The following is a 25,370-nucleotide window of genomic DNA, read 5'->3' as shown; positions in this document are numbered from 1 at the left end:
GCTCCGATCGAGCGGTTCCTGAGCCGGTCGATGGATCAGCCGGTCGTCGCTCCCTCGGCGGCGGACCGCACGAGGCGCGAGTACTTGGCAAGAACGCCTCGGGTGTAGCGCGGGGGAAGCGGCTCCCAGCCAGAGCGGCGGGAGGCGAGCTCCGCCTCGTCGACGAGTAGGTCGAGAGAGCGAGCTGCGATATCGACCCGTATCAGATCACCATCGCGCACGAAGGCGATAGGACCTGCGTCCACCGCTTCGGGTGCTATATGTCCGATGCACAGGCCGGTTGTGCCGCCTGAGAATCGTCCGTCCGTCAAGAGTAGTACATCTTTTCCGAGCCCCGCGCCCTTGATGGCCGCGGTGATGGCGAGCATCTCGCGCATACCCGGTCCGCCCTTGGGGCCCTCGTACCGGATGACGATGACCGTCCCCGGCTCGATGGTCCCCGCGGCGACCGCGTCCATGGCGGCGCGCTCGCGCTCGAAGACCCGCGCGGGACCCTCGAAGACGGCCGCGTCGAAGCCGGCGGTCTTGACCACGGCACCCTCCGGAGCGAGCGACCCGTGCAGGATCGTCAGGCCGCCGGTGGCGTGGATGGGGTTGTCGAAGGTGTGGATGACCTCGCCGTCGATCGGCTGCGGGTCGAGCTCGGCGAGGTTCTCGGCGAGCGTCTTGCCCGTGACGGTGAGCGCGTCGCCGTGCAGGAGGCCCTCGTCGAGCATCGCCTTCATGATGACGGGGATGCCGCCGTGCCGGTCGACGTCGTTCATGACGTACTTGCCGAACGGCTTCATGTCGGCCACGTGCGGGACCTTGTCGCCGATGCGGTTGAAGTCGTGCAGGCTCAGCTCGACCTCGGCCTCCCGGGCGATCGCGAGGAGGTGGAGCACGACGTTGGTCGAGCCGCCGAGGGCCATCGCGAGAGCGATCGCGTTCTCGAACGCCTCCTTGGTGAGGATGTCGCGCGTCGTGATGCCCTGACGGAGCAGGTTGACGACGGCCTCGCCCGACCGGTGCGCGAAGTAGTCGCGGCGGCGGTCGGCAGCGGGCGGCGCGGCGGAGCCCGGCAGGCTGAGCCCGAGCGCCTCGGCGACGGAGGCCATGGTGTTGGCGGTGTACATGCCGCCGCACGCGCCCTCACCGGGAGCGATGGCGCACTCGATGCGCTTGAGGTCCTCCTCGCTCATGAGGCCGGCACGGCAGGCGCCGACCGCCTCGAACGAGTCGATGATCGTGACGTCCTTCTCGGTGCCGTCGGAGAGCTTGACCCAGCCCGGCGCGATCGACCCGGCGTAGAGGAAGACGCTCGACAGGTCGAGGCGCGCGCTGGCCATGAGCATGCCGGGGATCGACTTGTCGCAGCCCGCGAGCAGGACGGAGCCGTCGAGGCGCTCGGCCATCATCACGGTCTCGACCGAGTCGGCGATGACCTCGCGCGACACGAGCGAGAAGTGCATCCCCTCGTGGCCCATCGAGATGCCGTCCGAGACGGAGATGGTGCCGAACTGCAGCGGGTAGCCACCGCCGGAGTGCACGCCCTCCTTCGCCCCCTGCGCCAACCGGTCGAGGCTCAGGTTGCAGGGTGTGATCTCGTTCCAGCTGGACGCGATGCCGATCTGCGGCTTGTCCCAGTCGGCGTCCCCCATCCCGACCGCGCGGAGCATGCCGCGGGAGGTCGTGGCCTCGATGCCGTCGGTGACGACGCGACTGCGGGGCTTGATGTCGATGGGCGCGCTGGTGGAGGGATCATGCGAGGACATGACGAGAGTCTATTCCTGCGCGACGGCCCTCTCGTTCGCGAGCGTCTCCAGAAGCGCGGCGATCTGTTGTGGAGAGTCCACACGGAGGGTCGCGGCGCTCTCCCCCGGTCCGACGCGCACGCCGAGGTCGCCTTCCTGCAGCACGCGCATCGCATCCTCGTCGGTCACGTCGTCACCGGCGAAGAGGATGCCCGTCGCGTCGAAGCGCTCCCGGAGGGCGATCATCGCGGCGTCCTTGCCCTCGTTCCGCGACGAGAACTCCAGCACCCGGTGGCCGGCGCGCCGGCGCCACTGCGGGAAGCGCTCGGCGACGAGGGCGTCGATCTCGGCGAAGACTCTCTCCTCCGTCTCCCGGTCCGCGCGCCGGGTGTGCACGCCCATGCCGAAGGTCTTCGGCTCCAGTTCCGCGCCCTCGTAGCGATCGATGATCGGCTGCGCGGCGTCCCACAGCTCCTCGCGCACCCCGGGCTCGGTCGTGTCCCCCGGGGCGTCGGCGGCACCCTCACCGGGGAACCAGTACTGCGCGCCGTGGGAGCCGGCGAGGACGACCACGGAATCGTCGGTGTGCTCGGTGATCTCTCTGAGGTCGTGCATGCTGCGACCGGAGACGTAGGCCACGATCGTGTCGGGCATCGCCGCGAGACGGGCCATCTGCACGGCGACCTCCGGCAGCGCCCGCGCGGCCATCGGGTCCGCGACGAGCGGGGACGCGGTGCCGTCGAAGTCGAGGGCCACGACCAAGCGCGGCGTCGTCGCGAGGGCGGTGAGGTCGGCGTCGGCGGTTCCGGGGATCCAGGGGCGCGTCACGGTGTCTCCGATCGAGAAGAAGGGTGTGCAGGGAGTGCGGTCAGCGGCGGCGGACGTCGGCCAGAGCGTCGAGGAAGGATGACGACCAGGCGTTCACATCGTTGTCCAGCACCCGGCGGCGGAGGGAGCGCATGCGCCGCGCCTGCTCGGCGGGGGACATCTCCACCGCCTCCATGATCGCGTCCTTGAGGCCCGCGATGTCGTGCGGGTTGACGCGCACGACCTGGCGGAGCTCGTCCGCCGCGCCGGTGAACTCGCTGAGCACGAGGACGCCGCGGTTGTCTGTCCGGGTGGCCACGTACTCCTTCGCCACCAGGTTCATGCCGTCACGCAGCGCTGTCACGAGCATGACGTCGGCCGCGAGGTACAGAGCGACCATCTCCTCGCGCGGGTACCCCTGGTGGAGGTAGCGGATGGCGGAGTGACCGACCGTGTCGTGGTCGCCGTTGATGCGGGCCACCGCGAGCTCGATCTCGTCCCGGAGGTGCGCATAGGCGTCCACCCGCTCCCGGCTCGGGCTCGCCACCTGGATGAGGGTGACGTCCTCCACGTCCAGGCGGCCGTCTTCGAGGAGCTCGCCGTATGCCTTGATCCGGTGCCCGATGCCCTTGGTGTAGTCCAGGCGGTCGACGCCGAGGAGGATGCGCTTGGGGTTGCCGAGGCTGGCGCGGATCTCCGCGGCCCGCGCCCTGACGTCTTCGCGGGCGGCGAGTTCGAGGTACGGGGCGGTGTCGATGGAGATCGGGAAGGCCTTGGCGATGGCCGTCCGCGAGCCTCCCTGATCCGGGACCGCGATGCTCGACCCCTTCACCTCGTAGCGCAGCCGGCGCCGGACCGCGGTGAGGAAGTAGGTCGCGTCCTGCGCCCGCTGGAAGCCGATGACGTCGGCGCCGAGCAGTCCGCGCAGCACCTGGTCCCGCCAGGGAAGCTGGGCATAGAGGCCGTGGGCCGGGAAGGGGATGTGGTGGAAGTAGCCGATGGTGACGTCGGGGCGCAGCTCGCGGACCATCTGCGGCACCAGCTGGAGTTGATAGTCGTGCACCCAGACGGTGCCGTCCTGCGCCGCCGCGGCCGCGGCCGCCTCCGCGAAGCGACGGTTCACCCGCACGTAGGCGTCCCACCACTCGCGGTGATACTGCGGCGGCGCGATGACGTCGTGGTACAGCGGCCAGATCGTGTCGTTGGCGAAGCCCTCGTAGTAGTCGGCGACCTCGTCGGAGCTCAACGCCACCGGGATCAGGTGGATGCCGTCGGCGTCGAAGGCCTCGAGCTCCACGTCGGGCTGGCCCGGCCAGCCGACCCAGGCACCGTGTACACGGCGCATCATGGGCTCGAGGGCGGCGACGAGGCCGCCGGGCGACGTCCGCCACGTCTCCTCGCCGTCGGGGCCCACGACCCGGTCCACCGGGAGGCGGTTGGCGACGACGACGAAATCAGCAGCGGTCACAGGGGCACTCCTCGGTCCAGTAGCTTCCAACCTATCGAGGATGCGCGCCGACCGCCGGTCCTCCCTCAGGCCTTGACAGCGGACGCCGCGCGGTGCACACCGCTGAGAGCCCAGTTCCCGAGGCCCGCCGCGAACGCGATGCCGGCCGCGATCATCGGGAGGACGAGCGCAGCGGAGGTGCCGAGGCTCTCAGCGATCTCCCCCGCCACCGCGGCGCCGATCGACTGACCGACGATCACGCCGGAGCCGAGCATCGTCATCACCGTCGCCGACCGGCCACGGGGGCTTCGAGCGGCTCCGAAGCTGTACTGGGTGACGAGGGTCGGACCGATGCCGATGCCCATGATGGCCAGGGCCAGCATCATGCCCCTGGGGGAGTCGACGATGCCGAGGAGCAGCGATCCGGCGAGCAGGATCCCCGAGAACACGAGCCAGCGCGCGCGCAGGGAGAACCGGACGGGGAGCCAGGCGACGCCGAGGGCGAGCACCGCGGAGCCGACGCCCATCACGCCGTACAGCAGCCCCGCCTGCTCCGGGGCTCCGAGGTCGGCCATGAACGAGGTGAGCGAAGTGAGCATGGTGCCGAAGAAGATCCCGACGCCGAGGATGCCGAGGACGACGATGAGGAGCTGCGGACGGAACAGCTCGGACACGGCGGACGGTGCCCGACCGTCGTCGGTGCGGTCCTGGGAGACGTGCCGTCCGCTCGGGTGCAGGGCGAAGGCTCCGACGAACACCAGGGTCAGCGCGGCGGCCCCGACCAGCGGGGCCCACGGCGCGAGCGCCGAGGCGAGCACACCCACGAGGAAGGGCCCGAAGACGAAGACGGTCTCGTCCGCGGCCGACTCGTACGCCATCGTGCCGGAGACGGTGCGCGCGCGGCGCTCCGCGGGCATCCGCTCGCCGATGATCGTCACCAGCCGGGAGCGCGAGAGCGGCGCCACCTGGGGCGCGGTCGCGCCGATGCCGATCGCGGCGAGGAGCACGAACCCGTCAGCGGCCGGGCCGTAGACGACCGCCGTGAAGAGCAGGAGCATCGCCGCGTTGCCCACGGCGAGCGCGAGGAGGACCGTGCGCTGACCGAAGCGGTCGGCGGCGGCGCCCAGGAGCGGTCCGAAGCAGGCGGTACCGAGACCGACCGCAGCCGAAGTGAGTCCGCCGAGGGAGAGCGACCCCCGCGCCGACACGACGACGGTGAGGACCCCGACCACCATCATGGCGAACGGCAGTCGCGCGATGAACGCGATGAGGAAGTACGGCAGGCCGGCGAGGCGGAAGAGGCTCGACTCGGCGGTGTCAGGCGTGGTGCTGGTGTGTGTCATGGCTCTCGCGCGTCGATGACGCGTGTCGGGTGCCGCCGCTGTCCGCCGGAGACGCCGACGGCCGGTAGATACACGGTTTTCTGCGGCCGCGGGTGAACCGCGACCCTCCCATGATATCCGGTGGCCCTGGACGGACGCCCTGCCAGCCTCTCCCCCGGCTTGTCAAGGCTCCGGCCCCCGCGCCCCGGCTGCGGGTACCGTAGGGGCATGCGCTACCTCTTCAGCACCGGACTCGTCGCCGCGATCTCGGCTGGGATCTCGCTGCTGCGCGGCACCCGCAATGAACCCATCACCTGGCGCTCGCTCCTGTCGTGGGTGAGCTGGGGCATCACGATGGCGCTCGCGGTCGGCGCGGTCGTCGACATGCGCCGCGAACGCCACGGCGTGCCGGTGGACGCCGACTCCCCGCAGTCGGTGAAGAAGTCCAAGAAGGCGCAGCGTCTGCAGTTCCGTTCGCAGAAGGCCCTCGCCGATGCGCAGGGGCACGCCCAGGACAAGCGGTCCTGACGCACCCCCGCGCCTCCCGCGTCAACGGGTGAGGATCAGCGCCTCGCCCTGACCGCCGCCGCCGCACAGGCCGACCGCCGCGGTTCCGCCACCCCGGCGGGCCAGCTCGTGCGCGACGTGCACCACGAGACGGTTGCCGGAGGCGCCGATCGGATGACCGATCGCGATGCCGCCGCCGTGCACGTTGACGATGTCGCCGTGCAGCCCGAGCTCGGTCTGCGAGCGGGCGACCACGGCCCCGAACGCCTCGTTGATCTCCACGAGATCCAGATCCTGCGGCGTGATGCCCTGTTTCCGGCACGCCTGCTCGATCGCCCGCGCCGGCTGCGCCTGGAGCGAGTTGTCCGGGCCGGCGGTCTGGCCGCTCGCCCCGACGGTCACGAGCACCGGCCAGCCTTTGGCCTCGGCCGTCCCGCGCGTCGTGACGACGACGGCGGAGGCGCCGTCCGAGATCTGGGACGAGTTGCCTGCGGTGATCGACCCGCCCTCGGCGAAGGCGGCACGCAGTCCCGCGAGGGTCTCCACCGTGGTCTCGGGGCGCACCCCTTCGTCTCGGGTCACCCGCACGGGCTCGCCCCGGCGCTGCGGCACCTCGACGGCGACGATCTCCGCGTCCAGCACCCCGCTCTCCTGGGCGGCGGCGGCCCGCTGATGCGAGAGCGCCGCCACCTGGTCCTGCATCTCTCTGGTGAGCTCGTATCGCGCGTTGTGCCGTTCCGTCGACGCGCCCATGCTCTCCCGGTCGTAGGCGTCCGTCAGCCCGTCGTAGGCCATGTGGTCGAGGACCTCGACGGTGCCGTAGGTCCAGCCGTCGCGCGATCCCATGAGCAGGTGCGGCGCGCGGGTCATGGACTCCATGCCGGCGGCGACGACCACCTCGGCGTCCCCGGTCCGGATCATGCGCGCCGCGTCGATCACCGCGGTGAGCCCGGACAGGCACACCTTGTTCACGGAGTGCGCGGGCACGTCCCAGCCGATCCCTGCGCCGATCGCCGCCTGACGGGCGGCGTTCTGCCCGGATCCGGCGGCGAGCACCTGTCCCACGATCACCGCGTCGACGTCTGCCGGATCCACTCCCCCCTGCTCCAGGGCGCCGCGGATCGCGAACGATCCGAGCTGCGGCGCGGTGAAGGCGGCGAGCTGTCCTTTCAGCCGGCCCTGCGGGGTGCGCGCCGCGGCGACGATGACGACATCGTTCTCACTCATTGCTCGGTCCTTCCGTTCTCCAGTTCCGGGGCGAGGCGGAGGGACGGCTCCGTGGCCTCCCGTACCTGCTGCACCGTGACATCGGGCGCGACCTCGACCAGCACGAGGCCCTCCCGCGTCACGTCGATCACCGCGAGGTCCGTGATGATCCGGTCCACGACGCCGCGGCCGGTCAGCGGCAGCGTGCAGGCGTCGACGATCTTCGCCGAGCCGTCCTTGGCGACGTGCTCCATCAGCACGATCACCCGTCCGGCGCCGTGCACGAGGTCCATGGCGCCCCCGGGGCCCTTGACCATCTTGCCCGGGATCATCCAGTTCGCGAGGTCGCCGGAGGCGGAGACCTGCATCGCCCCGAGGATGGCGGCATCGATCTTCCCGCCGCGGATCATGCCGAAGCTGAGGGCGGAGTCGAAGAACGCCGCTCCGGGGAGCGTGGTCACCGTCTCCTTCCCCGCGTTGATGAGATCCGGGTCGACCTCGTCCTCCCGCGGGTAGGGCCCGACCCCGAGGATGCCGTTCTCCGACTGCAGCACCACGGTCACGTCGGACGGGACGTGGTTCGGGACGAGCGTAGGCAGGCCGATGCCGAGGTTCACGTACGCGCCGTCCGGGAGCTCGACCGCAGCGCGCGCGGCCATCTGATCTCTGGTGAGCGCCATGTCAGGCTCCTTCCGCGGCGACGGTCCGCCGCTCGATGCGCTGGGGGATGTCCTCGCCGACCTCGACGATCCGGTGCACGAAGACCCCGGGCAGGTGGATCGTGTCCGGATCCAGCTCCCCCGGTTCCACGAGCCGCTCCACCTGCGCGATGCACACGCGTCCGGCCATCGCGGCGAGCGGGTTGAAGTTCCGGGCTGCCTTCCGGAACACGAGGTTGCCGTGCCGGTCGCCGCGCGCCGCATGCACCAGGGCGAAGTCGGTGGTGATGGCCTCCTCCAGCACGAACTCGCGGGGCTCGCCGTGCACCGCGAACGTGCGCACGTCCTTGGGCGGTGAGCCCACCGCGATCGATCCGTCGGGGTGATACCGGCGAGGCAGGCCCCCGTCGGCCACCTGGGTGCCCACGCCCGTCTGAGTGTAGAACGCGGCGATCCCGGATCCTCCCGCTCGCAGCTTTTCGGCGAGCGTGCCCTGCGGCGTCAGCTCCAGCTCGAGCTCCCCGGACAGGAACTGCCGCTCGAACTCCTTGTTCTCCCCCACGTACGACGAGGTCATCTTGCGGATGCGCTGCGCGGCGAGCAGCACGCCGAGCCCCCAGTCGTCCACCCCGCAGTTGTTGCTCACCACGCTCAGGTCGGTCGTGCCCTGCGCGAGGAGCGCTTCGATGAGCGCGATCGGGTTCCCGGAGAGTCCGAAGCCTCCGACGGCGAGCGAAGCGCCGTCCGGGATGTCGGCGACGGCGGCCTCCGCGGATTCCCACTGCTTGTCGATCACGTCTGCTCCTTCGGTTCCGTGTCCCCACCAGCCTCCCGCCCCGGCGGAGTCACGGCCAGCACCCTCTTGCGATGTGGACGCCCGCGCCACTAGCGTCCACGATGTGGACACTGCGACGAACCCCGTCCCCGGCACTCAGGCTGTCGCGCGGGCGGCGCGGCTCCTGCGACTGGTGACGGCCGCCGGCACCGACGGCGCCACCCTGCAGGAACTCGCGGGCAGCGCCGGTCTCTCCCGCCCCACGACGCATCGCCTGCTCAGCGCCCTGCGCGTGGAGGGGCTCGTGGACCGGGACGGCGACAGCAGCCGCTGGATGCCGGGACCCGAGCTTTTCCTCATGGGATCCGTGGCCGCCGCTCGATACGACGTGACGGCCCTGGCCCGGGACATCGTGCGGTCGCTCGCCGTGAAGACCGAGGAGAGCGCCTTCTTCTCCGTCCGGCGCGCGGACGAGACGGTCTGCCTGCTGCGGGAGGAGGGCTCGTTCCCCATCCGCTCCTTCGTGCTGAGCGAGGGGGTGCGCTTCCCGCTCGGAGTGGCGAGCGCCGGCCTCGCGATCCTCGCGTTCCTCCCCGACCATGATGTGGATGCCTATCTGGAGCGCCATCCTGAGCTCGTCGAGAGCTGGGGGCGCGCTCATGGCGAGCGCCCGCTGCGGAAGCGCCTCGCCGAGACGAAGGAACGCGGATTCGCCGTCAACCCCGGCCTGATCGTCGAGGGGAGCTGGGGCCTCGGCGCGGCGGTGTTCGACCGTGCAGGGCGCCCGGAGTGGGCGCTCAGCCTCACCGGTGTCGCCTTCCGCTTCGGCCCGGAGCGTCAGGCCGAGCTGGGCCGGATCCTCCTCGCCCACGCCCATCAGCTCTCGGCGAGGATCGCCCACGCCCGGCGGTGACCTCGATACATATCAGTAGGTATATACTTTCTGGTATGAACCGCTCGGAGGTCATCCCGTCGCTCGTCCTGTCGGGGTACGCGCTGGGTCGCATCGCCGCCCAGGACGCGGGGAACGACGCCCCCGCGGCGCAGTGGCGGGTGCTCAGCCTGCTCGATCAGTCCGGTCCCCGCCGTGTCGGCGAGCTCGCCGCAGCAGCTCGCACCACGCAGCCCGGGATGACCCGGCTGCTCGGCACGCTCGAACGCGAGGGTCTCGTGCATCGCTCCCCCGATGCCGACGACTCCCGTGCCACCGTCGTCGCCGTGACCCCGGACGGGACGGCGGCCCTGACTGCCTGGCGCTCCGAGTTCCGGGAGACGATCGCGCCGCGGTTCACCGACCTCGACGACGATGACTGGCACGCCCTCACCCGTGCGGCAGAGATCCTCGCCGCCCGCACCTCCGCAGACCGGACAGGAGAGATCCGTTGAACACCGCCCCCGCATCCCGCACCCCGTCGGTCTGGAAGCAGCCCGCCCAGGTGTGGGCCGTCGCCTTCGCGTGCGTCGTCGCCTTCATGGGCATCGGCCTCGTCGATCCGATCCTCCCGGCTATCGCGGAGTCCCTCGAAGCGACGCCGGTCGAGACGGAGCTCCTCTTCACCAGCTATCTCCTGGTCACCGGCCTCGCGATGCTCGTCACGAGCTGGATCTCCAGCCGGATCGGCGCCAAGGCCACGCTCCTGGTCGGACTCGGACTGATCGTGGTGTTCGCCTTCCTCTGCGCGATCAGCGGCAGCGTCGACGCCGTCATCGGATTCCGGGCCGGCTGGGGTCTGGGCAACGCGCTGTTCATCTCGACCGCGCTGGCCACCATCGTCGGCGCGGCATCCGGCGGCAGCAGCGCGGCGATCGTGCTGTACGAGGCTGCTCTCGGCCTCGGCATCGCCGTGGGCCCGCTGCTCGGCGGCATCCTCGGCGAGCAGAGCTGGCGCGGACCGTTCTTCGGCGTCGTCGCCCTGATGGCCATCGCGTTCATCGCCGTCCTGGTGCTGCTGCGAGGGCCGGGCGAGAAGCGCACCCCCGTGAAGTTCTCCGCCCCCTTCACCGCTCTGCGCCGTCCCGCTCTCGCGATCCTCGCCGTGGCCGCCCTGTTCTACAACATCGGCTTCTTCGTGCTGCTGGCGTTCTCGCCGTTCCCCCTGGGCTTCGGGGCCATGGGCATCGGCCTGACGTTCTTCGGCTGGGGCGTCGCCCTCGCGGTCACCAGCGTGTGGGTCGCGCCCGTGCTGATGCGCCGGATGCCGAGGACCCACGTCATCCTCACCGTGCTGCCGCTGCTCGCCGTCGACCTCGTCGTCGCGGGGCTGGTGGTCGCCGAACCTGCCGCTCTCGTCGTGTGCATCATCGTGGGCGGCCTGCTCCTCGGCGTCATGAACACCGTGCTGACCGAAGCCGTGATGGAGGCGACCGACCTCCCCCGCTCCGTCGCCTCCTCGGCCTACTCCGCGGTCCGCTTCCTCGGCGGCGCGATGGCCCCGCCGATCGCGGCGCTCCTGTGGCACCTGTTCAGCGCGACCGTGCCGTACCTCTTCGCCGCCGCCGCCGTCCTTCTGGCAGCACTGACGATCCTCCTCGGCCGGAAGGTCCTCGCGCACATCGACGACGAACCTGCCGACGCGACCGCGGAGGACGCGGCGGCGATCCTCGTCGGTGACGCCGGCTGACACGCTCGACTACCGTGGGGGCATGAGCGACCCCTCTTCCCTCCCCGAGCGCAGCCGACGGGTGCAGGAGCACCTCCTTGCGGCCGGTGTCGAGACCGAGATCCGGGTCCTGCCGGACTCGGCACGCACCGCTGAGGAGGCGGCCGCCGCCATCGACTGCGACGTCGCCGCGATCGCCAACAGTCTCGTCTTCCTCGCCGACGGCCGCCCCGTCCTCGTCATGACCAGCGGCGGGCACCGGGCGGATCTCGCCGTTCTCGCGCGGAGCATCGGGGCGCGTGCGGTGGCCATGGCGCCACCCGCCGTCGTCCGTGAGGCCACAGGACAGGCGATCGGCGGAGTGGCGCCCGTCGGCCATCCCGCACCCCTCCCCACCTTCATCGACCGCGCCCTGCAGCAGCACGACGCGATCTGGGCCGCGGCGGGCCATCCGCACACCGTCATGCCGCTGACCTTCGCCCAGCTGTCGAGCCTCACCGCCGGCACGGTGATCGAGGTCGTCTGACCGGATGTCCGCCCCATGCCCCATGATGGAGGCGATACCGGCCGCGGTCGGGTGACCGACGACAGGGAGGCGACGACATGTGCGGACGATTCGCGAACGACGCGACGACGGACGAGCTGATCCGGGAGTTCGTCGCCGAGGGCGGCCGACCGGAGGACTGGTGGAAGTCCTGGCACGGCGCCTACTCGATCGCGCCCACCGAGAGCGCCCCCATCGTCCGGGACCGGGGTGAGGGCCGCATCCTCGAACTCGTGCGGTGGGACTGGCAGAGTCCCCCCAACCGTCCCCAGCGCGCCCCGCTGATCAATGCACGGATGGAGAAGCTCGCCGCCGGATTCTGGGCGCCGGCGTTTTCTGCGGCCCGCTGCCTCGTCCCGATGCGCGGGTACTTCGAGTGGACAGGTGAGAAGGGGCACAAGACGCCGCATTTCCTCCACGGGGACGGCCTGCTCGCCGCCGCCGGCCTCACCTGGTCGATGGAGCACGAGGGCGAGAAGGTGCGCTGCTTCGTCGTCGTCACCAGGGAGGCGCGCGACGCCGGCGGCGAGGTGCACGACCGGATGCCCGCCTTCCTGACCCCCGACACGTGGGACGCCTGGCTCACACCGGAGAAGCTCACCGGGCAGACCAAGTTGGACACGCTGGCAATGCTCGATCACACCTCCGCCGACGTCGCGGCGACGCTCCGCGGCCACGTCGTGGACCGCAAGGTGAGCAACACCCGCACCGTCGACCCGTCCGATCCCACGCTTCTCGATCCGGTGGCCTGAAACGGGGAGACACGCGACGACGCACGACACCCCGGTCGGGTAGGAGAACGGGCAGAAGTGTGAAACGCTGAGCACACCCCACACCAGCGGTCATCGCGTCCGCGCCTCTTGGCACAGGTTCCCGTGGCGAGAAGGGAATCTTGCAATGGGCAAGTTCATCTACGAGAACAGCGTCAAGGTCGACATCGAAGACCGCGCTCTCACTCACATCCAGCTGGTCATGACCGCGAAGCTCCGCCGTGGCGAGCCTTTCGGCTTCACGTGGAAGGACGACGTCAGCATGGGCGGCGGCCGGACGACGGTCTGGATCCATGCCGGCAGCTCGCTCGTGTACAAGTACCACGGCAGCCGTCAGCCCAGCGTGAACCGCGCCTGGATCGAGGCTCTCGCATTCACAGCGAACGCCCCGAGCGGGCTGTATCTCGTCCCCGAGCCCGCGGAGCAGCAGCAGCCGGACGAGCGCGAGAGCGCTCTCACGCGCTCCTAACACGCCGACGGAGCGGGTTCAACCCCCCTTCGTGTCGGCCCTGTCCCTTCGTACCGTGGAGCCATGGGGAACCATACGGGAATGACGACGACGCACATCGAGATCGATGGGCACGACTTCCTCCTGCCTCGCAGCACGGACGTCGCGGACCTCATGTCTCGGATCGAAGCGGCCGCCCGCTCGCAACCGACCTTCATCGACTTGGCGACGGGCGATGCGCTGACGAGCGTGCTCATCACCGCCCAATCCCGGGTGGTCGTCTACCTGATCCGCGAGGACACGGGGCAGGATGCCCCCATCGACGTCCGTTCGACGCTCGACTGGGATCTCTGAGGAGCACGGCCCGCTCGTAGACTGGACCGATGCTCGTCGCTCTCATCCGCCCCCGAGGATCCATGACCGTCGACGTCACCGGGACATCCCTCGAAGACGTCCACACGCAGCTCGATGCTCATCGTGAGCCGGGCTACGCGCTCACGTCCGCCCCGGTGCGCATGCTCAAGGGCGAGGCGAAGATGGAGGCGACGGGAACGTTCCATCGCATCGACGGCGTCGAGCAGATCGAGGCCGACGACATGGCAGGCATCGAGGCCAAAGTGCCCGAGGGCTGGCAGTTGCTGTCCGTCCGTCGCGCCTGACGCGCGAACCGCCCACCCGAGCGCACGTTTCCCCCCTCGCGCAGGTCGACGACCCGCACGCTCCGTGCGGGCTCGAAAAGGCTTGCCGTGGGAGGCGTGTATCAGTCCGAGGTAGGATCAGCGTCAGCAGAACTATGGGACGTGGCCAGAGGCGGGTAACGTCTCGGGTTCTGCGACTCAGGTTCACGTGGCGGCGTTGCGGCGGGACCGCGTCAACCAATCATGTCCGGCGCGAGCTAGCCTGTCCGTTCCCAGTACCCCTCCGTCGTCGAGACAGGAAGAACGACCGTGGGTTCACTCGCGGTCTCCGTGACCGCAGCTATTGTCGTGACGCCGTCCAGGTAAGCCCTCTCTTCCTCGCCAAGGCCGGGTAGGGAGAGCGAGCCGTCGCCCTTGACTACTCCGATCAGGGCGCCATTCCGAGCGACCGGGTAAGCCGGAGCAGGCTCGAATCGCCCAGGTTCGTCGAGGACTGCGAATATCCGCTGACCCTGGAATCCCTTGCGAACCACTTCAGGGTTAGTTGTCCCGTCCAGCCACAGGGCCACTTCGATCTTCGACGACAGTTCGGTCTTGGGGTCGAAGTCGTTCAGAACCTCGACACTAAGGATCACGGTGCGCCAGGTTGCGTTCGTGTCGTCGAACTCAAGGTTTTCACGGACAATTGTGTCGTCACCGCTGACACCGTCGCGGTGGCTCGTTCCCGGCCGAACGTCCAGGACTCGCCCTTCTACTGTGGCATCGAACATCCGCACCCCAGGGTCGCCGTCCAACGAGACCTTGAAGTTGGGAAGCGTCTCCTCGAGGGTACGGTCGAACCACTCAGCATCTCCCGCACCGCTCTGGCGGGCCAACGCATCGTTGAGGCGTTCGACGTCTTCAGCGGAGGCCACAGCGCGCGTCGATGCGGGGGCGGCGGCATCGACCGTGCTGGTTCGGATAGCGCCGGTCACAATGAACCCTACGGCGAGGCCAGCAACGGCAGTCGCGGAGACGATGGCGAAGCGTGTCGTGCGCATCAGGTTTCCTCTTGACTCTCAGTACGCGGCGTTCAGGTGGGCCCAGTCGTGGGAATCGCTCTCAGCCGTGGTCAACCCATTGCAACCGGCGTACGACGTCGCGCCCGACCAACGTTGAGTAGTGCCCGAAGCGAGGACCTCGAGAAGTATTCGTCGACTGCTAGAGCGATTTGACTGATGTCGTCAAGGCGTTCACTTCGGTGGGCATCTCCCAGGGTGACCATACAGCCCAGCATCCCGCCTGTCTGTCGGCTGTTCGGGGGACGGCTGTCATGTTCGAGCCCCTCCGTAGAAGACGAGCCGGCCACGCTTCACGAAGCCTGGGCCGGTGCCGGGCGTCATGCGCCACGCAGCCAGGGTGTTCTTCGCCCGGAGGAGAAATTCTTCCTCATCGGGCGTCGGGAGACGTTGCGGCCGCCTCTCGAGACTTGCTGCGCATGTAGGCGGGGCGTTGCGTGCGTCCGCCCCAGATTGAGGGACGTTGAGTTGCGCGTGGGTTGCACGCCCGGGTGCACAACGGTGCTTCGCGAACCGGAGATGCTGCGACTGCACCCGCCCCCCGAAAGCAGAAAAGCCCTGTCCAGACTGGCGAGAGTCTAAACAAGGCTGTTCCGTGCACCCCCAGGGACTTGAACCCTGAACCCACTGATTAAGAGTCAGTTGCTCTGCCGATTGAGCTAGAGGTGCGTGGCCCGGGATAACCCCGACCGAGGAATTACATTACCAGCGGTTGGCGTCGAGACGAAATCCACGGCGACCCGGGCGTGGCTCGGGCGTTTCGCCCGCGATCCTGGCCGATGGTCTCTGCGGCTGCGTCGATGACGGCGACTATTCTGAGAGCGTGACCGCCACTTCCGACGCCGCTGACCTGCGCGCCGATCTCCAGCTCGCCCTTCGCCTCGCCGACGCCGCGGACGCGCAGTCGCTCCCCCGGTTCGACGCTGCGGATCTGGAGATCTCCACGAAGGCGGATCACTCCCACGTGACCGACGCCGACCTCGCCACGGAGCGCGCGATCCGCCGACTCCTCGAGGAGGAACGTCCCGACGACGGCATCTTCGGCGAGGAGTTCGGCGCCCAGGGCAGCACCGTCCGGCAGTGGATCATCGATCCGATCGACGGCACGGCGAACTTCCTCCGGGGCGTCCCGCTGTGGGGCACGATGATCGCTCTCGCGATCGACGGTGTGCCACGGGTCGGCGTGGTCAGCATGCCGGCGCTCGGTCGACGGTGGTGGGCGGCGACGGGACACGGCGCCTGGACCGTCGATGACCGCACGGAGCGACGCCTCGCCACCTCCTCCGTCTCGGCGCTGGATGAGGCCAGCGTGAGTTTCCAGAGCATCGCCCAGTGGCGCGACGCCGGGCAGCTGGACGCCCTGCTGCGTCTGAGCGAGCACGTCTGGCGCGATCGGGCGTACGGCGATGTCTATGCGTACATGCTCCTGGCGGAGGGACGATTGGAAGCCGTCGCCGAGTTCGATGTGAAGGAATACGACATCGCCGCCGCCGTGGCCATCGTCACCGAGGCGGGTGGGCGCATGACGGCTTTCGACGGTTCCGAGACGATCTCGGCGCGCTCGACACTCGCCACCAACGGCATCCTTCACGATGACTTCCTCCGCCTTCTGCACGACTGATACCCCGAGGCACCATGAACCCCCGACGACTCGCGGCTCTGACCGGCCTCGTACTGATCGGGGCGCTCCTCACGGCGTGTACCGACGACGGCGCCCCCGACCCGTCGCCCTCGCAGGAGCCCACGTCCGCCGCGGGTGACGCGGGGGCGACGCCGGCGGCCACGGATGAGCTGACGTGCGAGTCGATGATCTCGGAGGGCACGGTCGCCGCCCTCACCGAAGCCGGGTGGACCGCCGAGCCGCGGGAGTTCCGCGTCGGCGGCGTCGAGCTCTCGGAGGGACTCCTGTGCTTCTGGGCGGACTTCACCGTCCCGTCCGATCACGGTCAGATGTACGGCTGGTCTGCGCTCTCCCCCGCCGACGCCGAACGGGCGCGGGAGGGCCTCGAGGACGAGGGCTGGCGGAGCGAGGAGAGCGCCCAGGGCGTCTACGTCACGGAGGATCCTCAGTACGCGATGAGCACCGACGAGGACGGCTACGGCATGACGTACCTCTTCGGCGACGGCTGGGTGAAGGTCGCCGACACCAAACAGGGGCTGCTTCTGGTCGAAGGCCGGGACTGAGCAGCGCATCATCCCGACGACGTTGTCAAGCGTCTGGGCTCGACGCTGCCAAGAGAGCATGCTGGAGGTATTCGTCGAGGAAAGGAACGCGCATGGCTAACGACAGCGACCGCAACGACATCAGCACCGAGCCCTCCCCCGGCCCGGAGGAGAACGACAACCTCGGCGCCGAGGACAACAAGGGCGAGCCGCGAACGGTTCCGCCCACGGATGGGTCCGACGATGACGGGGACGACGTCCTCGCGGAGGATCCGGACCGCTCGCACTGAGCCTGTCGAACACAGGAGCCCCGCCTCATGACGAGGCGGGGCTCCTGTCGTCTCGTCCGGGCGTCGACCCCTGGACGATCTCGTCGACGAGGTGGATCCCCCCAGTCGAGTTGGCCGACTGCATCAGATCCTCGATCCACTGCGGATTCAGTTTCGGCGGCTCCCGACCTTCGAACGTGAAGCGCAGCGGGATCGCCGGATGCAGCCAGATCGTAGAGCGACCGTAGGCCTCTCCCTCGGGGTGGGTCCAGGACACCGTGAAGCTCTCGTTGCGTCGGAGCTTCGTCGCGATCACGACCTTGAGGTGCGCGAGCGCTCGGTCTTCGATGTGGAGCTGGCTCGTGCCGTCGTACATGATGAACCCCATGTGCGAATCGTAGGCCCGCGTTCCATCCGTCACCAGAGGCAGTCAGGTCCTCTGGAGTTCATGGCCGCCGGGATCTGAGCGCGAGCATGTCTGTATGAGCGCCCACCGCTGAGTGACGTCCCCCGAAGAGGGGACAGACGGCTCCTGGCATACGTCGATACTCTGGCCGGATCAGGGGACTCGTGCGAGATACGAGAGGTGCGAGCGTCGATGGCCGGTCACGCCGATCATCGCCCGGCGCTCATGATCGGAAGGACTTCTCATGACGATCGATGTCGTTGCGGAGCCGCTGGTGGCAGCAGTCCGCGAGGCGTGGGCCAGGGCGCGGGGAACGATCCTCGTGCCCTCGGGATTCCAGCTGACGGAGGTGACGGTCGATGCCGGATCGTTGACTGCTCAGGTGGCCGACCCCGCCGGCTCGCGATTCGGCATGCGCGTGGCGCTTCCGAATGCCGCGCGGTGGGAGGGTCGTGTCCAGGGCGGAGAGGGGACAACAGAGCACTGGGCGCTGTGGAGCGTCATCGTCCCCCTCATGGAGGAGCTGGAGACGGACGCCGCGCACCGCTTCCGTCCGGACGCCGACGGCGTCCGCTGGGTGACCTCATAGGAGAAGCCCCGGTGTCCCGGACGAGAGTCCGAGCCACCGGGGCTTCTTTCTGGTGACAGCGACCTGGTGGAGCTGGGGGGAATCGAACCCCCGTCCAACGCTGAGTCTCCACGCCTTCTCCGGGCGCAGTCTGTGGAAGCGTTCTGCTCGGCTCCGACCTTTGTCACAGACACCTAAGTCGACGAGCCCAGCCTGGGAAGAGTCCCACGTGACGTCCAGACGCCGTCACGCAGCAAGATTCCTAGATGACGCCAGGATCCGTATCGGAATCACATACGGTCTGACGGACTATCGGGCTCGCTTAGGCAGCGAGGGCGAAGTCGTTGCGCTTGGTTTCGGCAACTATTGTTTTGCAGAGAGCGTTTACGAGATAACTCTGCATCCTCGGCCCGCTTCTCGTGGATTCACAGGCGCTGTCGAAACCGATCAGCCCCGTGGTCCTTCTCTCGAAGGAGCCGCTGTCACACTGTGGAATTGTCACTCCCGGGCGACGAGCACCCGAGCATCTCAGACTACAACGTTCGCGTCTCGGCCGCCATTCCCCGCCGCCGATGCCGGTCGCGTAGAGTCGGCCCATGAGCGATGTGACAGTCACCGTCCGCGGCGAACACGAGGCGCGTCTGTCGCCGGAACGGGCGACCATCCGCGTCACGGTTCGCGCAGAGGGTCCGGAGCGCGCGACCGTCGTCGACCACGTCCTGCGTCTGACCGAACCCGTCCGCAGCAGCATCGTGGGACGTGTGGATGCCGGCACCGCCCTCGACTGGAGCAGCACGCGACTCTCGGTGCGTGCCGAGCGCCCGTGGAACGCCGAGGGGAAGCGTCTCGCCCCGGTGTACTACGCGAGCATCGACGTGACCGCGACCTTCGCGGAGGCCTCGGAGCTTTCCCTCTGGATCTCCGACATCTCCGCGTGGGACGGTGTCGAGATCGGTTGGGTCGACTGGCATCTCACCCCGGAGACCCGCGTCCGCGTGGAACGAGAGGTCGCCGCACAGGCCGTCGGCGTGGCCGTGACGAGGGCCGAGGCCTACGCCGCTGCTCTCGGTCTCGCCCAGGTGACTCCCGTGGAGATCGCTGACACCGGCCTGCTCTCCTCCACGACGCCGGCGCCGGGCGCTCCGCTCGGGAAGGCACGCGGCGCCGTCGCCTTCGCGGCCGATGCCGCCCCGGCCATGGAGTACGAGCCGCAGGATATCGTGCTCACGGCAACCGTCGAGGCGCGGTTCCTCGCTCGCTGACCCGCGCCCTCAGTCGGCGACGACGAAGGGGGCGAGGTCGGCGGCGAGGCGCTCCGACACGTGCGCGTGGACGGCGGTACCCGCCTCCTCGTGCTCGACCGACAGCAGCATCCCGGTCTCGTGGATCGCGGCGACAAGGTCTCCACGGTCGTAAGGGATCACGGCGTGGAGCTCGACCGCGGGCTTCGGCAGGGCCTCCTCGATCGCTGCACGGAGTTCGGCGATGCCCTCACCCGACCGCGACGACACGAAGTGCGCCCGCGGCTCCAGGCCGCGGAGAACCAGCCGCTCGTCTTCGGGGATCAGATCGGCCTTGTTGAAGACGACGAGCTCCGGCATGTCACGCACACCGACGTCGCCCATCACGTCACGCACGGTCTGCAGCTGTCCGGCCGGATCGGGGTGCGAGCCGTCGACCACGTGGAGGACGACGTCTGCGTCCCCGACCTCCTCCAGCGTCGAACGGAAGGCTTCGACGAGCTGGTGCGGCAGGTTGCGCACGAAGCCGACGGTGTCGGTCAGCGTGTACACGCGGCCGTCCTCGGTCTCCGAGCGCCGCACGGTCGCGTCGAGGGTGGCGAACAGCGCGTTCTCCACGAGGACGCCCGCGCTCGTCAGCGCATTGAGCAGACTGGACTTTCCGGCGTTCGTGTATCCGGCGATGGCGACAGACGGGATCGTGTTCCGCTTGCGCTCGGCGCGCTTCGCCTCACGTGCCGGGGCGAAGTCGCGGATCTGCTTGCGCAGCAGCGCCATCTTCGTCCGGATGCGTCGACGGTCGAGCTCGATCTTCGTCTCACCAGGACCGCGCGAACCCATACCGGCGCCGCCGGCGCCGACCTGTCCACCGGCCTGACGGCTCATCGATTCACCCCAACCACGCAGGCGCGGCAGCAGGTACTCGAGCTGTGCGAGCTCGACCTGGGCCTTGCCCTCCCGGCTTTTGGCATGCTGGCTGAAGATGTCGAGGATCACAGTGGTCCGGTCGATCACCTTGACCTTCACGACGTCCTCGAGCGCTCGTCGCTGGCTGGGCGCCAGCTCGGTGTCGGCGATGACCGTGTCGGCGCCGACCGCCGCGACGATGTCCTTCAGCTCCTGGGCCTTGCCTCGCCCGAGGTAGGTGGCGGCATCCGGGTGCGGGCGGCGCTGCAGCACGCCGTCGAGCACGACCGCGCCCGCTGTCTCCGCGAGCGCCGCGAGTTCGCGCAGCGAATTCTCCGCGTCCTCCTGGGCACCCTGCGGGTACACCCCGACGAGCACGACGTTCTCCAGCCGGAGCTGGCGGTACTCGACCTCGGTGACGTCCTCGAGTTCGGTGGACAGACCACCCACGCGCCGCAGCGCGTGCCGATCTTCGAGGTCCCACTGTTCGCCGTCGGCCGTCGAATGCGCGGCCGTCGCTTCGTCCTGGAGTGCCTGCGCGGCGCCGAACGTGCGCACCTCGGAGCGCTTCTCTGCGTTCGCCAGCACGCGGTCGACCGTCTGGTCGTCGGTGGAGGGTGTCTTCGTCTCCGTCATCCGTTCCTGTCTCTGGTTTCCTCGCGAGCCTTAACCTTAGCCCGCGCTGTCCGGTACGCTCACCGTATGGGGTCCGACCACTATTTCACTGCGGCCCCGGCTAGCCCCGAGAACCTGCGCAAGATCCGCGTATCCCTTGCAGGCCGTGAGCTCGAAGTGACCACCGCGGGTGGTGTCTTCAGCCCGGATCGACTCGACGCCGGCACCGCAGTGCTCCTCGCCAACATGCCTCCCGTTCCTCCCGGAGGTCATCTTCTCGACCTCGGGAGCGGTTGGGGGCCGATCTCCCTGTCGATGGCACTGGCCTCGCCGCACGCGACCGTCTGGGCGGTGGACGTGAACGAGCGGGCCTTGGATCTCGTACGTCGCAACGCGGCTGCCCTTGGCCTCACCAATATCAACGCCTCCCTGCCCGAAGATGTTCCCGACGACGTGACCTTCCGCACGATCCGGTCCAATCCGCCGATCCGCGTCGGGAAGAACGAACTGCACGGGCTGCTGGAGAAGTGGATCCCGCGGCTCGACGAACGCAGCGACGCGTGGCTCGTCGTCCAGCGCAATCTCGGCGCCGACTCTCTGCAGCGCTGGATCGCTGCGACCTTCCACCCCGGTTTCAGCGTCTTCCGCACGGCGACGGGCAAGGGCTACCGCATCCTCAAGGTGAGGAAGCACGGGACGCCGCCGACGGAACCGATCGACGTCGTCTGAGACTCCCCCTCACCCCTCAGACCAGATCAACTTCGCCCTGGTAGACGAGCTGAGCAGGTCCGGACAGCGCGACGTGCTCCCCGTCCTCGGCGGGGAACATCCGGACTCCGAGCGTGCCACCCGGGACCTCGACCTTCCAGTTGTCAGGCGCCTGGGCACCGGCCCAGTAACGCACGGCGAGTGCGGTGGCGGCCACGCCCGTGCCGCAGCTCAGGGTCTCGCCGACGCCGCGTTCGAACACACGCATCCGCACGTGGCCGACGCCGTCGCGCACGAGGGGCTCGCCGGGCACCACGAACTCGACGTTCGCCCCGGCGGGCGGAGCCGGTTCCAACTCGGGCGCGCGCGTGAGTTCCAGCAGGCCGAGCTCCGCGTCGGAGGCGAGCGCCACCACGACGTGCGGGTTCCCGACGTCGATGCCCAGTCCGGGCCGGGTCACGGTCAGCCCGTCCGCGCGCACCAGCGGGTCGACGCCCGACAGGCGCCACGCGCCCAGGTCGACCTGGTAACCGCTCACGCCGCGCGTGACGTCACGGACGCCAGCCCTGGTGCCGATGGGGAGAGTACTGCCGGCCTCGATGTCGGCGAGACCGGAGCGCACGAGGTAGTGCGCGAAGACCCGGATCCCGTTGCCGCACATCTCGGCGACCGAGCCGTCCGCGTTGCGGTAGTCCATGAACCACTCGGCATCCGGCTCCTCCGCCAGGGCCGCTGCCCCCTCCGCGATCGCGGACGAACGCACGACTCGGAGAACGCCGTCGGCCCCGATGCCGAAATGGCGATCGCAGAGCACCGCGACCTGCTCCGCGGTCAGCTCCAGCTGGCCGTCGGGATCGGCGATGATGATGAAGTCGTTGCCGGTACCGTGCCCCTTGGTGAATGCGACCATGGGACCAGTCTAGGGAGCCGTCGAGCCGGCGCTCCGCCCCGCGACGCGGTAACGCCCGCAGAGGAAGCTGCGGTTGCGGGCCACCTCGATCAGATCCAGGTCGAGACGCCGGGGCAACAGTGGGGCACCGCCCCCGAGGGTCACCGGGGCGTATTGGACCCAGACCTCGTCCAGGAGGCCCGCGTCTGCGAACTGTCCTGCCACGTCTCCCCCGCCGACGACCCAGAGGTCCTTTCCTTCCGCCGCCTCGTGCATCGCGGCATGGACGTCGGGGATCGCCGCGCTCGTCACACGGACGTCCGCCTCGGTCGGCACGGCGAGCTCACGATGCGAGAGCACCCACGTGGGCTGCTCATACGCCCACCGGCCCTCCTCGCGGCGCATGACCCATTCGTACGTCGATGACCCCATCACGAGCGCCCCGATACTCTTCTCGAACGCCGGATAGGCCATGGGACCTTCCATGTCGATGTCCTGCGTCAGAAGCCAATCCAACGAATGCTCCGTCGTGGCGATGTACCCGTCAAGGCTGGACGCGGTGAAGTAATGAGTGGCCATGCGCGCATCGTCGCACGGGCCACCGACATCAGGTCAGGGCGCCAGCAGGTCGGCGACGGCCACCGGCGGCGCCATCCCTTCGAGCTCCGGATAGCGCTTGAACCACGACACCTGACGACGCGCGTAGCGCCGGGTGAGTGCCTGCGTCTCAGCGATCGCCTCCTCGGCGGTGGAGCGTCCCTCCAGCTGTGCGAGCGCCTGCGCGTACCCGATGGCCCGGGGAGCCGTCGTCCCGCGCTCCAGACCCTCGTCGCGCAGCCGCGCGACCTCGGCCACGAGGCCGTGCTCCCACATCCGCCGGACACGAGCATCCAGCCGGGCGACGAGATCGGAGCGATCCACGTGCAGACCGATCAGCCGGGTGCGCGGATGCCAGAGCGTCGGCTTCACGGGCAGTGTCGCGCCGTGCGTCGCGCTCCCCTGTTCGACGACTTCGAGAGCACGGATCACTCGTCTGCCGTTGCGCGGGTCCACCCTGGCTGCGGCTTCCGGATCGCGCACACGCAGCCGCTGCAGGAGAGACTCGACGCCGTCCCGATCCAGCTCCTGCTCGAGACGTTCGCGGATCACGGGGTCTCGAGGCGGGAAGTGGAACTCGTAGACGACACCGGACACGTAGAGTCCGGATCCGCCGACGAGGATGGCGTCGCCGCCCCCCGCGTGAATCCTCTGCACGGCCTCGCGTGCGAGCGGCTGATACCAGGCCACAGCGGCATCCTGCGTCACCTCTCGCACGTCGAAGAGATGGTGCGGAATGCCGCGTCGTTCGGAGACGGGCAGCTTGGCCGTTCCGATGTCCATGCCGCGGTAGAGCTGCATCGCATCCGCGTTGACGATCTCCGCCGGGTTGCCGCGACGCCGGAGCTCCTCCGCGAGATCGAGCGCCAGATCGCTCTTCCCGGTACCTGTCGCGCCGACGACGGCCCAGAGCCGAGGTGTGGTCACACTCCGACGCGGAGGGTCGGCAGGCCGAGGGAGACGGCGCGCGATGCCCCGTCGCTCGGAGCCGGCACGGCGCACGACTCCGCCTGTCCCCGATCCCAGGCATCTCCACCGCGCGTACGGCGGATGCGCAGCGGCGCGCCGGTCGGATCGTCGGCGAGGAGGTGGAACGGTGCGGCATGGGTCACCCTCACGGTGACGACGTCACCCGGACGCGGCAGCTCCGAACCCGGGGTCACCTCGAAGTGCACGAGCCGGTTGTCCTGAGCTCGTCCGGTCAGTCGACGGGTCTCCGTGTCCTTCTTGCCTTCACCCGTGGAGACGAGCACCTCGACCTCCCGGCCGACCTGCTTCTGGTTCTCCTCCAACGAGATGCGCTCCTGGAGCGCGATCAGCCGGTCGTAGCGGGCCTGCACGACCTCCTTGGGCACCTGATCCGGCATGGTGGCCGCGGGGGTCCCTTCGCGGATCGAGTACTGGAAGGTGAAGGCTCCGGAGAATCGGGACTGCTCGACGACGCGCATCGTGTCCTCGAAGTCCTCCTCGGTCTCGCCGGGGAAGCCCACGATGATGTCGGTCGTGATGGCCGCGTGCGGGATGCGTTCCCGAACGCGGTCCAGGATGCCGAGGAAGCGCTCGCTGCGGTACGAGCGCCGCATCGCCTTGAGGATCCGATCGCTTCCGGACTGCAGCGGCATGTGGAGCTGCGGCATGACCGCGGGGGTCTCCGCCATCGCGTCGATCACGTCGTCGGTGAAGGCAGCGGGGTGCGGGCTCGTGAAGCGGATGCGCTCGAGGCCCTCGATCTCACCGGCGGCACGGAGAAGCTTGCCGAACGCCTGACGATCCCCGAACTCCACCCCGTAGGAGTTGACGTTCTGCCCGAGGAGGGTGACCTCGATGGCTCCGTCCTCGACGAGAAGACGGATCTCGTTGAGGATGTCGCCCGGTCGACGGTCCTTCTCCTTGCCGCGGAGACTGGGGACGATGCAGAACGTGCAGGTGTTGTTGCAGCCGACGGAGATCGACACCCAGCCGCTGTGCGCGGAGTCGCGCTTGGTGGGAAGCGTCGAGGGGAACACCTCGAGTGATTCGAGGATCTCGAGCTCCGCGTCGCCGTTGTGACGGGCGCGCTCGAGCAGACCGGGCAAGGAGCCCATGTTGTGGGTACCGAAGACCACGTCGACCCAGGGCGCCTTGTCGAGCACGGCCTGCTTGTCCATCTGCGCGAGGCAGCCGCCGACCGCGATCTGCATACCGGCCTTGCGCCGCTTCACGGCGGCCAGATGGCCGAGCGTTCCGTAGAGTTTGCCGGCAGCGTTGTCCCGCACGGCGCAGGTGTTGATGATCACCACGTCGGCCTCGGTCCCGGCGTCGGCACGGATGTAGCCGGCACTCTCCAGAGACCCTGACAGGCGCTCGGAGTCGTGCACGTTCATCTGACAACCGAACGTGCGCACTTCGTACGATCGCTGGCGCCCGTCATCGTCGACGGCCGCTGACGACGCGCTGATGATCGTCGGTTCGCTGCGGGGGATAGTCATGATGTTCCCATTGTACGAGCGTCACC

At 69.1% G+C, this 25,370-nt stretch carries 29 protein-coding genes, 1 tRNA gene and 1 other RNA gene; 15 read left to right on the top strand and 16 right to left on the bottom strand.

The window, feature by feature from the left end; translation table 11 throughout:
- Window positions 1-35: 35 nt before the first annotated feature.
- The 4 genes from ilvD to AB0310_RS03575 form a co-directional block, all read right to left on the bottom strand.
- A complete protein-coding gene (gene ilvD / locus AB0310_RS03590; RefSeq protein WP_259953917.1) occupies window positions 36-1,754 on the bottom strand; it encodes a dihydroxy-acid dehydratase in 1,719 nt (572 codons plus the stop codon).
- Between the two features lie 9 nt (window positions 1,755-1,763).
- Window positions 1,764-2,561, bottom strand: coding sequence for a trehalose-phosphatase (otsB, locus tag AB0310_RS03585; RefSeq protein WP_366236595.1), 798 nt, complete (start codon window positions 2,559-2,561; stop codon window positions 1,764-1,766).
- Window positions 2,562-2,601: 40 nt separating this feature from the next.
- Entirely contained in the window at window positions 2,602-4,008 is a 1,407-nt protein-coding gene (locus AB0310_RS03580; RefSeq protein ID WP_366236594.1) for an alpha,alpha-trehalose-phosphate synthase (UDP-forming), read from the bottom strand.
- 65 nt (window positions 4,009-4,073) lie between these two features.
- Window positions 4,074-5,330 carry an MFS transporter gene (locus AB0310_RS03575; RefSeq protein ID WP_366236593.1) on the bottom strand — a complete coding sequence of 419 codons (1,257 nt, stop codon included), beginning with the start codon at window positions 5,328-5,330 and terminating at the stop codon, window positions 4,074-4,076.
- Between the two features lie 207 nt (window positions 5,331-5,537).
- Between AB0310_RS03575 and AB0310_RS03570 the strand changes: the two genes are divergently transcribed.
- Window positions 5,538-5,837: a hypothetical protein gene (locus AB0310_RS03570; protein ID WP_025103262.1), complete on the top strand. Its 300-nt coding sequence runs from the start codon at window positions 5,538-5,540 to the stop codon at window positions 5,835-5,837.
- A 21-nt stretch (window positions 5,838-5,858) separates the two neighbouring features.
- Here AB0310_RS03570 and AB0310_RS03565 read toward each other — a convergent pair whose 3' ends face one another.
- The 3 genes from AB0310_RS03565 to AB0310_RS03555 are packed head-to-tail and all read right to left on the bottom strand — an operon-like array spanning window position 5,859 to window position 8,477.
- Window positions 5,859-7,043, bottom strand: a complete 1,185-nt coding sequence (locus AB0310_RS03565) for an acetyl-CoA C-acetyltransferase (protein WP_187663916.1) — start codon at window positions 7,041-7,043, stop codon at window positions 5,859-5,861.
- Window positions 7,040-7,702 carry a CoA transferase subunit B gene (locus AB0310_RS03560; RefSeq protein WP_259953922.1) on the bottom strand — a complete coding sequence of 221 codons (663 nt, stop codon included), beginning with the start codon at window positions 7,700-7,702 and terminating at the stop codon, window positions 7,040-7,042. The genes AB0310_RS03565 and AB0310_RS03560 overlap by 4 nt, the downstream gene beginning before the upstream one ends.
- A gap of 1 nt (window position 7,703) precedes the next feature.
- The gene (locus AB0310_RS03555; protein WP_366236592.1) at window positions 7,704-8,477 is read right to left on the bottom strand and encodes a CoA transferase subunit A; all 774 of its coding nucleotides are present in this window, start codon (window positions 8,475-8,477) and stop codon (window positions 7,704-7,706) included.
- 103 nt (window positions 8,478-8,580) lie between these two features.
- Here AB0310_RS03555 and AB0310_RS03550 point away from each other — a divergent pair, with 103 nt between their 5' ends.
- The 8 genes from AB0310_RS03550 to AB0310_RS03515 all read left to right on the top strand — a co-directional run bounded on the left by AB0310_RS03550 (window position 8,581) and on the right by AB0310_RS03515 (window position 13,477).
- The gene (locus AB0310_RS03550) at window positions 8,581-9,369 is read left to right on the top strand and encodes an IclR family transcriptional regulator (RefSeq protein ID WP_259953924.1); all 789 of its coding nucleotides are present in this window, start codon (window positions 8,581-8,583) and stop codon (window positions 9,367-9,369) included.
- Between the two features lie 35 nt (window positions 9,370-9,404).
- A complete protein-coding gene (locus AB0310_RS03545) occupies window positions 9,405-9,842 on the top strand; it encodes a MarR family winged helix-turn-helix transcriptional regulator (RefSeq protein WP_268776417.1) in 438 nt (145 codons plus the stop codon).
- Window positions 9,839-11,077: an MFS transporter gene (locus tag AB0310_RS03540; protein WP_280566394.1), complete on the top strand. Its 1,239-nt coding sequence runs from the start codon at window positions 9,839-9,841 to the stop codon at window positions 11,075-11,077. The genes AB0310_RS03545 and AB0310_RS03540 overlap by 4 nt, the downstream gene beginning before the upstream one ends.
- Before the next feature lie 22 nt (window positions 11,078-11,099).
- Window positions 11,100-11,582: a YbaK/EbsC family protein gene (locus AB0310_RS03535; protein WP_366236591.1), complete on the top strand. Its 483-nt coding sequence runs from the start codon at window positions 11,100-11,102 to the stop codon at window positions 11,580-11,582.
- Between the two features lie 77 nt (window positions 11,583-11,659).
- Window positions 11,660-12,352, top strand: coding sequence for an SOS response-associated peptidase (locus AB0310_RS03530; RefSeq protein ID WP_280566397.1), 693 nt, complete (start codon window positions 11,660-11,662; stop codon window positions 12,350-12,352).
- A 145-nt stretch (window positions 12,353-12,497) separates the two neighbouring features.
- Window positions 12,498-12,839 carry a DUF7882 family protein gene (locus AB0310_RS03525; RefSeq protein WP_187663908.1) on the top strand — a complete coding sequence of 114 codons (342 nt, stop codon included), beginning with the start codon at window positions 12,498-12,500 and terminating at the stop codon, window positions 12,837-12,839.
- An 81-nt stretch (window positions 12,840-12,920) separates the two neighbouring features.
- Window positions 12,921-13,172 carry a hypothetical protein gene (locus tag AB0310_RS03520; protein WP_366236590.1) on the top strand — a complete coding sequence of 84 codons (252 nt, stop codon included), beginning with the start codon at window positions 12,921-12,923 and terminating at the stop codon, window positions 13,170-13,172.
- A gap of 29 nt (window positions 13,173-13,201) precedes the next feature.
- The gene (locus tag AB0310_RS03515; protein WP_268776422.1) at window positions 13,202-13,477 is read left to right on the top strand and encodes a hypothetical protein; all 276 of its coding nucleotides are present in this window, start codon (window positions 13,202-13,204) and stop codon (window positions 13,475-13,477) included.
- Between the two features lie 236 nt (window positions 13,478-13,713).
- Here the strand turns inward: AB0310_RS03515 and AB0310_RS03510 are convergent, their stop codons facing one another.
- Together AB0310_RS03510 and AB0310_RS03505 are read right to left on the bottom strand one after the other, a co-directional pair.
- Complete coding sequence (locus AB0310_RS03510) at window positions 13,714-14,496, bottom strand: hypothetical protein (protein ID WP_366236589.1); 783 nt, start codon at window positions 14,494-14,496, stop codon at window positions 13,714-13,716.
- Window positions 14,497-15,110: 614 nt separating this feature from the next.
- Window positions 15,111-15,183 (bottom strand) — tRNA-Lys (locus AB0310_RS03505).
- Window positions 15,184-15,337: 154 nt separating this feature from the next.
- Between AB0310_RS03505 and AB0310_RS03500 the strand changes: the two genes are divergently transcribed.
- The 3 genes from AB0310_RS03500 to AB0310_RS03490 all read left to right on the top strand — a co-directional run bounded on the left by AB0310_RS03500 (window position 15,338) and on the right by AB0310_RS03490 (window position 16,967).
- Window positions 15,338-16,135, top strand: a complete 798-nt coding sequence (locus AB0310_RS03500) for an inositol monophosphatase family protein (RefSeq protein WP_280566402.1) — start codon at window positions 15,338-15,340, stop codon at window positions 16,133-16,135.
- A gap of 14 nt (window positions 16,136-16,149) precedes the next feature.
- On the top strand, window positions 16,150-16,698 hold the full coding sequence (locus tag AB0310_RS03495) for a hypothetical protein (RefSeq protein ID WP_366236588.1): 549 nt from the start codon (window positions 16,150-16,152) through the stop codon (window positions 16,696-16,698).
- A gap of 92 nt (window positions 16,699-16,790) precedes the next feature.
- Window positions 16,791-16,967 (top strand): hypothetical protein, encoded by a 177-nt coding sequence (locus AB0310_RS03490; RefSeq protein WP_187663903.1) that lies wholly within the window; start codon window positions 16,791-16,793, stop codon window positions 16,965-16,967.
- 25 nt (window positions 16,968-16,992) lie between these two features.
- On the opposite strand, the gene AB0310_RS03485 is transcribed toward AB0310_RS03490, so the two are convergent.
- The gene (locus AB0310_RS03485) at window positions 16,993-17,334 is read right to left on the bottom strand and encodes a DUF7882 family protein (RefSeq protein WP_187663902.1); all 342 of its coding nucleotides are present in this window, start codon (window positions 17,332-17,334) and stop codon (window positions 16,993-16,995) included.
- Between the two features lie 262 nt (window positions 17,335-17,596).
- Between AB0310_RS03485 and AB0310_RS03480 the strand changes: the two genes are divergently transcribed.
- On the top strand, window positions 17,597-17,941 hold the full coding sequence (locus AB0310_RS03480) for a hypothetical protein (protein WP_366236587.1): 345 nt from the start codon (window positions 17,597-17,599) through the stop codon (window positions 17,939-17,941).
- Window positions 17,942-18,005: 64 nt separating this feature from the next.
- Here AB0310_RS03480 and ssrA read toward each other — a convergent pair.
- Window positions 18,006-18,375: a transfer-messenger RNA gene (gene ssrA / locus AB0310_RS03475) on the bottom strand.
- A 141-nt stretch (window positions 18,376-18,516) separates the two neighbouring features.
- On the opposite strand from ssrA, the gene AB0310_RS03470 reads away from it, so the two are divergent.
- Window positions 18,517-19,182: an SIMPL domain-containing protein gene (locus AB0310_RS03470; protein ID WP_187663900.1), complete on the top strand. Its 666-nt coding sequence runs from the start codon at window positions 18,517-18,519 to the stop codon at window positions 19,180-19,182.
- 9 nt (window positions 19,183-19,191) lie between these two features.
- On the opposite strand, the gene hflX is transcribed toward AB0310_RS03470, so the two are convergent.
- Window positions 19,192-20,703, bottom strand: a complete 1,512-nt coding sequence (gene hflX / locus AB0310_RS03465) for a GTPase HflX (protein WP_187663899.1) — start codon at window positions 20,701-20,703, stop codon at window positions 19,192-19,194.
- Window positions 20,704-20,769: 66 nt separating this feature from the next.
- On the opposite strand from hflX, the gene AB0310_RS03460 reads away from it, so the two are divergent.
- On the top strand, window positions 20,770-21,411 hold the full coding sequence (locus AB0310_RS03460; RefSeq protein WP_259953970.1) for a class I SAM-dependent methyltransferase: 642 nt from the start codon (window positions 20,770-20,772) through the stop codon (window positions 21,409-21,411).
- A 16-nt stretch (window positions 21,412-21,427) separates the two neighbouring features.
- On the opposite strand, the gene dapF is transcribed toward AB0310_RS03460, so the two are convergent.
- From dapF to miaB, 4 genes are read right to left on the bottom strand one after another with little or no spacing between them, the layout of a single operon-like run.
- Entirely contained in the window at window positions 21,428-22,300 is an 873-nt protein-coding gene (gene dapF / locus AB0310_RS03455) for a diaminopimelate epimerase (protein ID WP_187663897.1), read from the bottom strand.
- A 9-nt stretch (window positions 22,301-22,309) separates the two neighbouring features.
- The gene (locus AB0310_RS03450; protein WP_366236586.1) at window positions 22,310-22,858 is read right to left on the bottom strand and encodes a dihydrofolate reductase family protein; all 549 of its coding nucleotides are present in this window, start codon (window positions 22,856-22,858) and stop codon (window positions 22,310-22,312) included.
- A 33-nt stretch (window positions 22,859-22,891) separates the two neighbouring features.
- Complete coding sequence (miaA, locus tag AB0310_RS03445; protein ID WP_366236585.1) at window positions 22,892-23,803, bottom strand: tRNA (adenosine(37)-N6)-dimethylallyltransferase MiaA; 912 nt, start codon at window positions 23,801-23,803, stop codon at window positions 22,892-22,894.
- A complete protein-coding gene (gene miaB / locus AB0310_RS03440) occupies window positions 23,800-25,344 on the bottom strand; it encodes a tRNA (N6-isopentenyl adenosine(37)-C2)-methylthiotransferase MiaB (RefSeq protein WP_259953978.1) in 1,545 nt (514 codons plus the stop codon). The genes miaA and miaB overlap by 4 nt, the downstream gene beginning before the upstream one ends.
- Window positions 25,345-25,370: the final 26 nt, after the last annotated feature.

The sequence above is a fragment of the Microbacterium meiriae genome, from assembly GCF_040702565.1.
GTDB lineage: Bacteria > Actinomycetota > Actinomycetes > Actinomycetales > Microbacteriaceae > Microbacterium > Microbacterium meiriae.
This window is presented reverse-complemented; position numbering and strand designations above follow the sequence as displayed.

Bases quoted from the DNA above. Each gene is read 5' to 3' on its own strand.
- AB0310_RS03450 (WP_366236586.1), bottom strand. From the start codon at position 22,858: ATGGCCACTCATTACTTCACCGCGTCCAGCCTTGACGGGTACATCGCC.
- AB0310_RS03490 (WP_187663903.1), top strand. From the start codon at position 16,791: ATGGCTAACGACAGCGACCGCAACGACATCAGCACCGAGCCCTCCCCC.
- AB0310_RS03530 (WP_280566397.1), top strand. From the start codon at position 11,660: ATGTGCGGACGATTCGCGAACGACGCGACGACGGACGAGCTGATCCGG.
- AB0310_RS03515 (WP_268776422.1), top strand. From the start codon at position 13,202: ATGCTCGTCGCTCTCATCCGCCCCCGAGGATCCATGACCGTCGACGTC.
- AB0310_RS03480 (WP_366236587.1), top strand. From the start codon at position 17,597: ATGACGATCGATGTCGTTGCGGAGCCGCTGGTGGCAGCAGTCCGCGAG.
- AB0310_RS03520 (WP_366236590.1), top strand. From the start codon at position 12,921: ATGACGACGACGCACATCGAGATCGATGGGCACGACTTCCTCCTGCCT.
- dapF (WP_187663897.1), bottom strand. From the start codon at position 22,300: ATGGTCGCATTCACCAAGGGGCACGGTACCGGCAACGACTTCATCATC.
- AB0310_RS03560 (WP_259953922.1), bottom strand. From the start codon at position 7,702: ATGGCGCTCACCAGAGATCAGATGGCCGCGCGCGCTGCGGTCGAGCTC.
- AB0310_RS03535 (WP_366236591.1), top strand. From the start codon at position 11,100: ATGAGCGACCCCTCTTCCCTCCCCGAGCGCAGCCGACGGGTGCAGGAG.
- AB0310_RS03495 (WP_366236588.1), top strand. From the start codon at position 16,150: ATGAACCCCCGACGACTCGCGGCTCTGACCGGCCTCGTACTGATCGGG.
- AB0310_RS03545 (WP_268776417.1), top strand. From the start codon at position 9,405: ATGAACCGCTCGGAGGTCATCCCGTCGCTCGTCCTGTCGGGGTACGCG.
- AB0310_RS03570 (WP_025103262.1), top strand. From the start codon at position 5,538: ATGCGCTACCTCTTCAGCACCGGACTCGTCGCCGCGATCTCGGCTGGG.
- AB0310_RS03565 (WP_187663916.1), bottom strand. From the start codon at position 7,043: ATGAGTGAGAACGATGTCGTCATCGTCGCCGCGGCGCGCACCCCGCAG.
- AB0310_RS03575 (WP_366236593.1), bottom strand. From the start codon at position 5,330: ATGACACACACCAGCACCACGCCTGACACCGCCGAGTCGAGCCTCTTC.
- AB0310_RS03460 (WP_259953970.1), top strand. From the start codon at position 20,770: ATGGGGTCCGACCACTATTTCACTGCGGCCCCGGCTAGCCCCGAGAAC.
- ilvD (WP_259953917.1), bottom strand. From the start codon at position 1,754: ATGTCCTCGCATGATCCCTCCACCAGCGCGCCCATCGACATCAAGCCC.
- AB0310_RS03510 (WP_366236589.1), bottom strand. From the start codon at position 14,496: ATGCGCACGACACGCTTCGCCATCGTCTCCGCGACTGCCGTTGCTGGC.
- miaB (WP_259953978.1), bottom strand. From the start codon at position 25,344: ATGACTATCCCCCGCAGCGAACCGACGATCATCAGCGCGTCGTCAGCG.
- AB0310_RS03470 (WP_187663900.1), top strand. From the start codon at position 18,517: ATGAGCGATGTGACAGTCACCGTCCGCGGCGAACACGAGGCGCGTCTG.
- AB0310_RS03485 (WP_187663902.1), bottom strand. From the start codon at position 17,334: ATGGGGTTCATCATGTACGACGGCACGAGCCAGCTCCACATCGAAGAC.
- AB0310_RS03525 (WP_187663908.1), top strand. From the start codon at position 12,498: ATGGGCAAGTTCATCTACGAGAACAGCGTCAAGGTCGACATCGAAGAC.
- hflX (WP_187663899.1), bottom strand. From the start codon at position 20,703: ATGACGGAGACGAAGACACCCTCCACCGACGACCAGACGGTCGACCGC.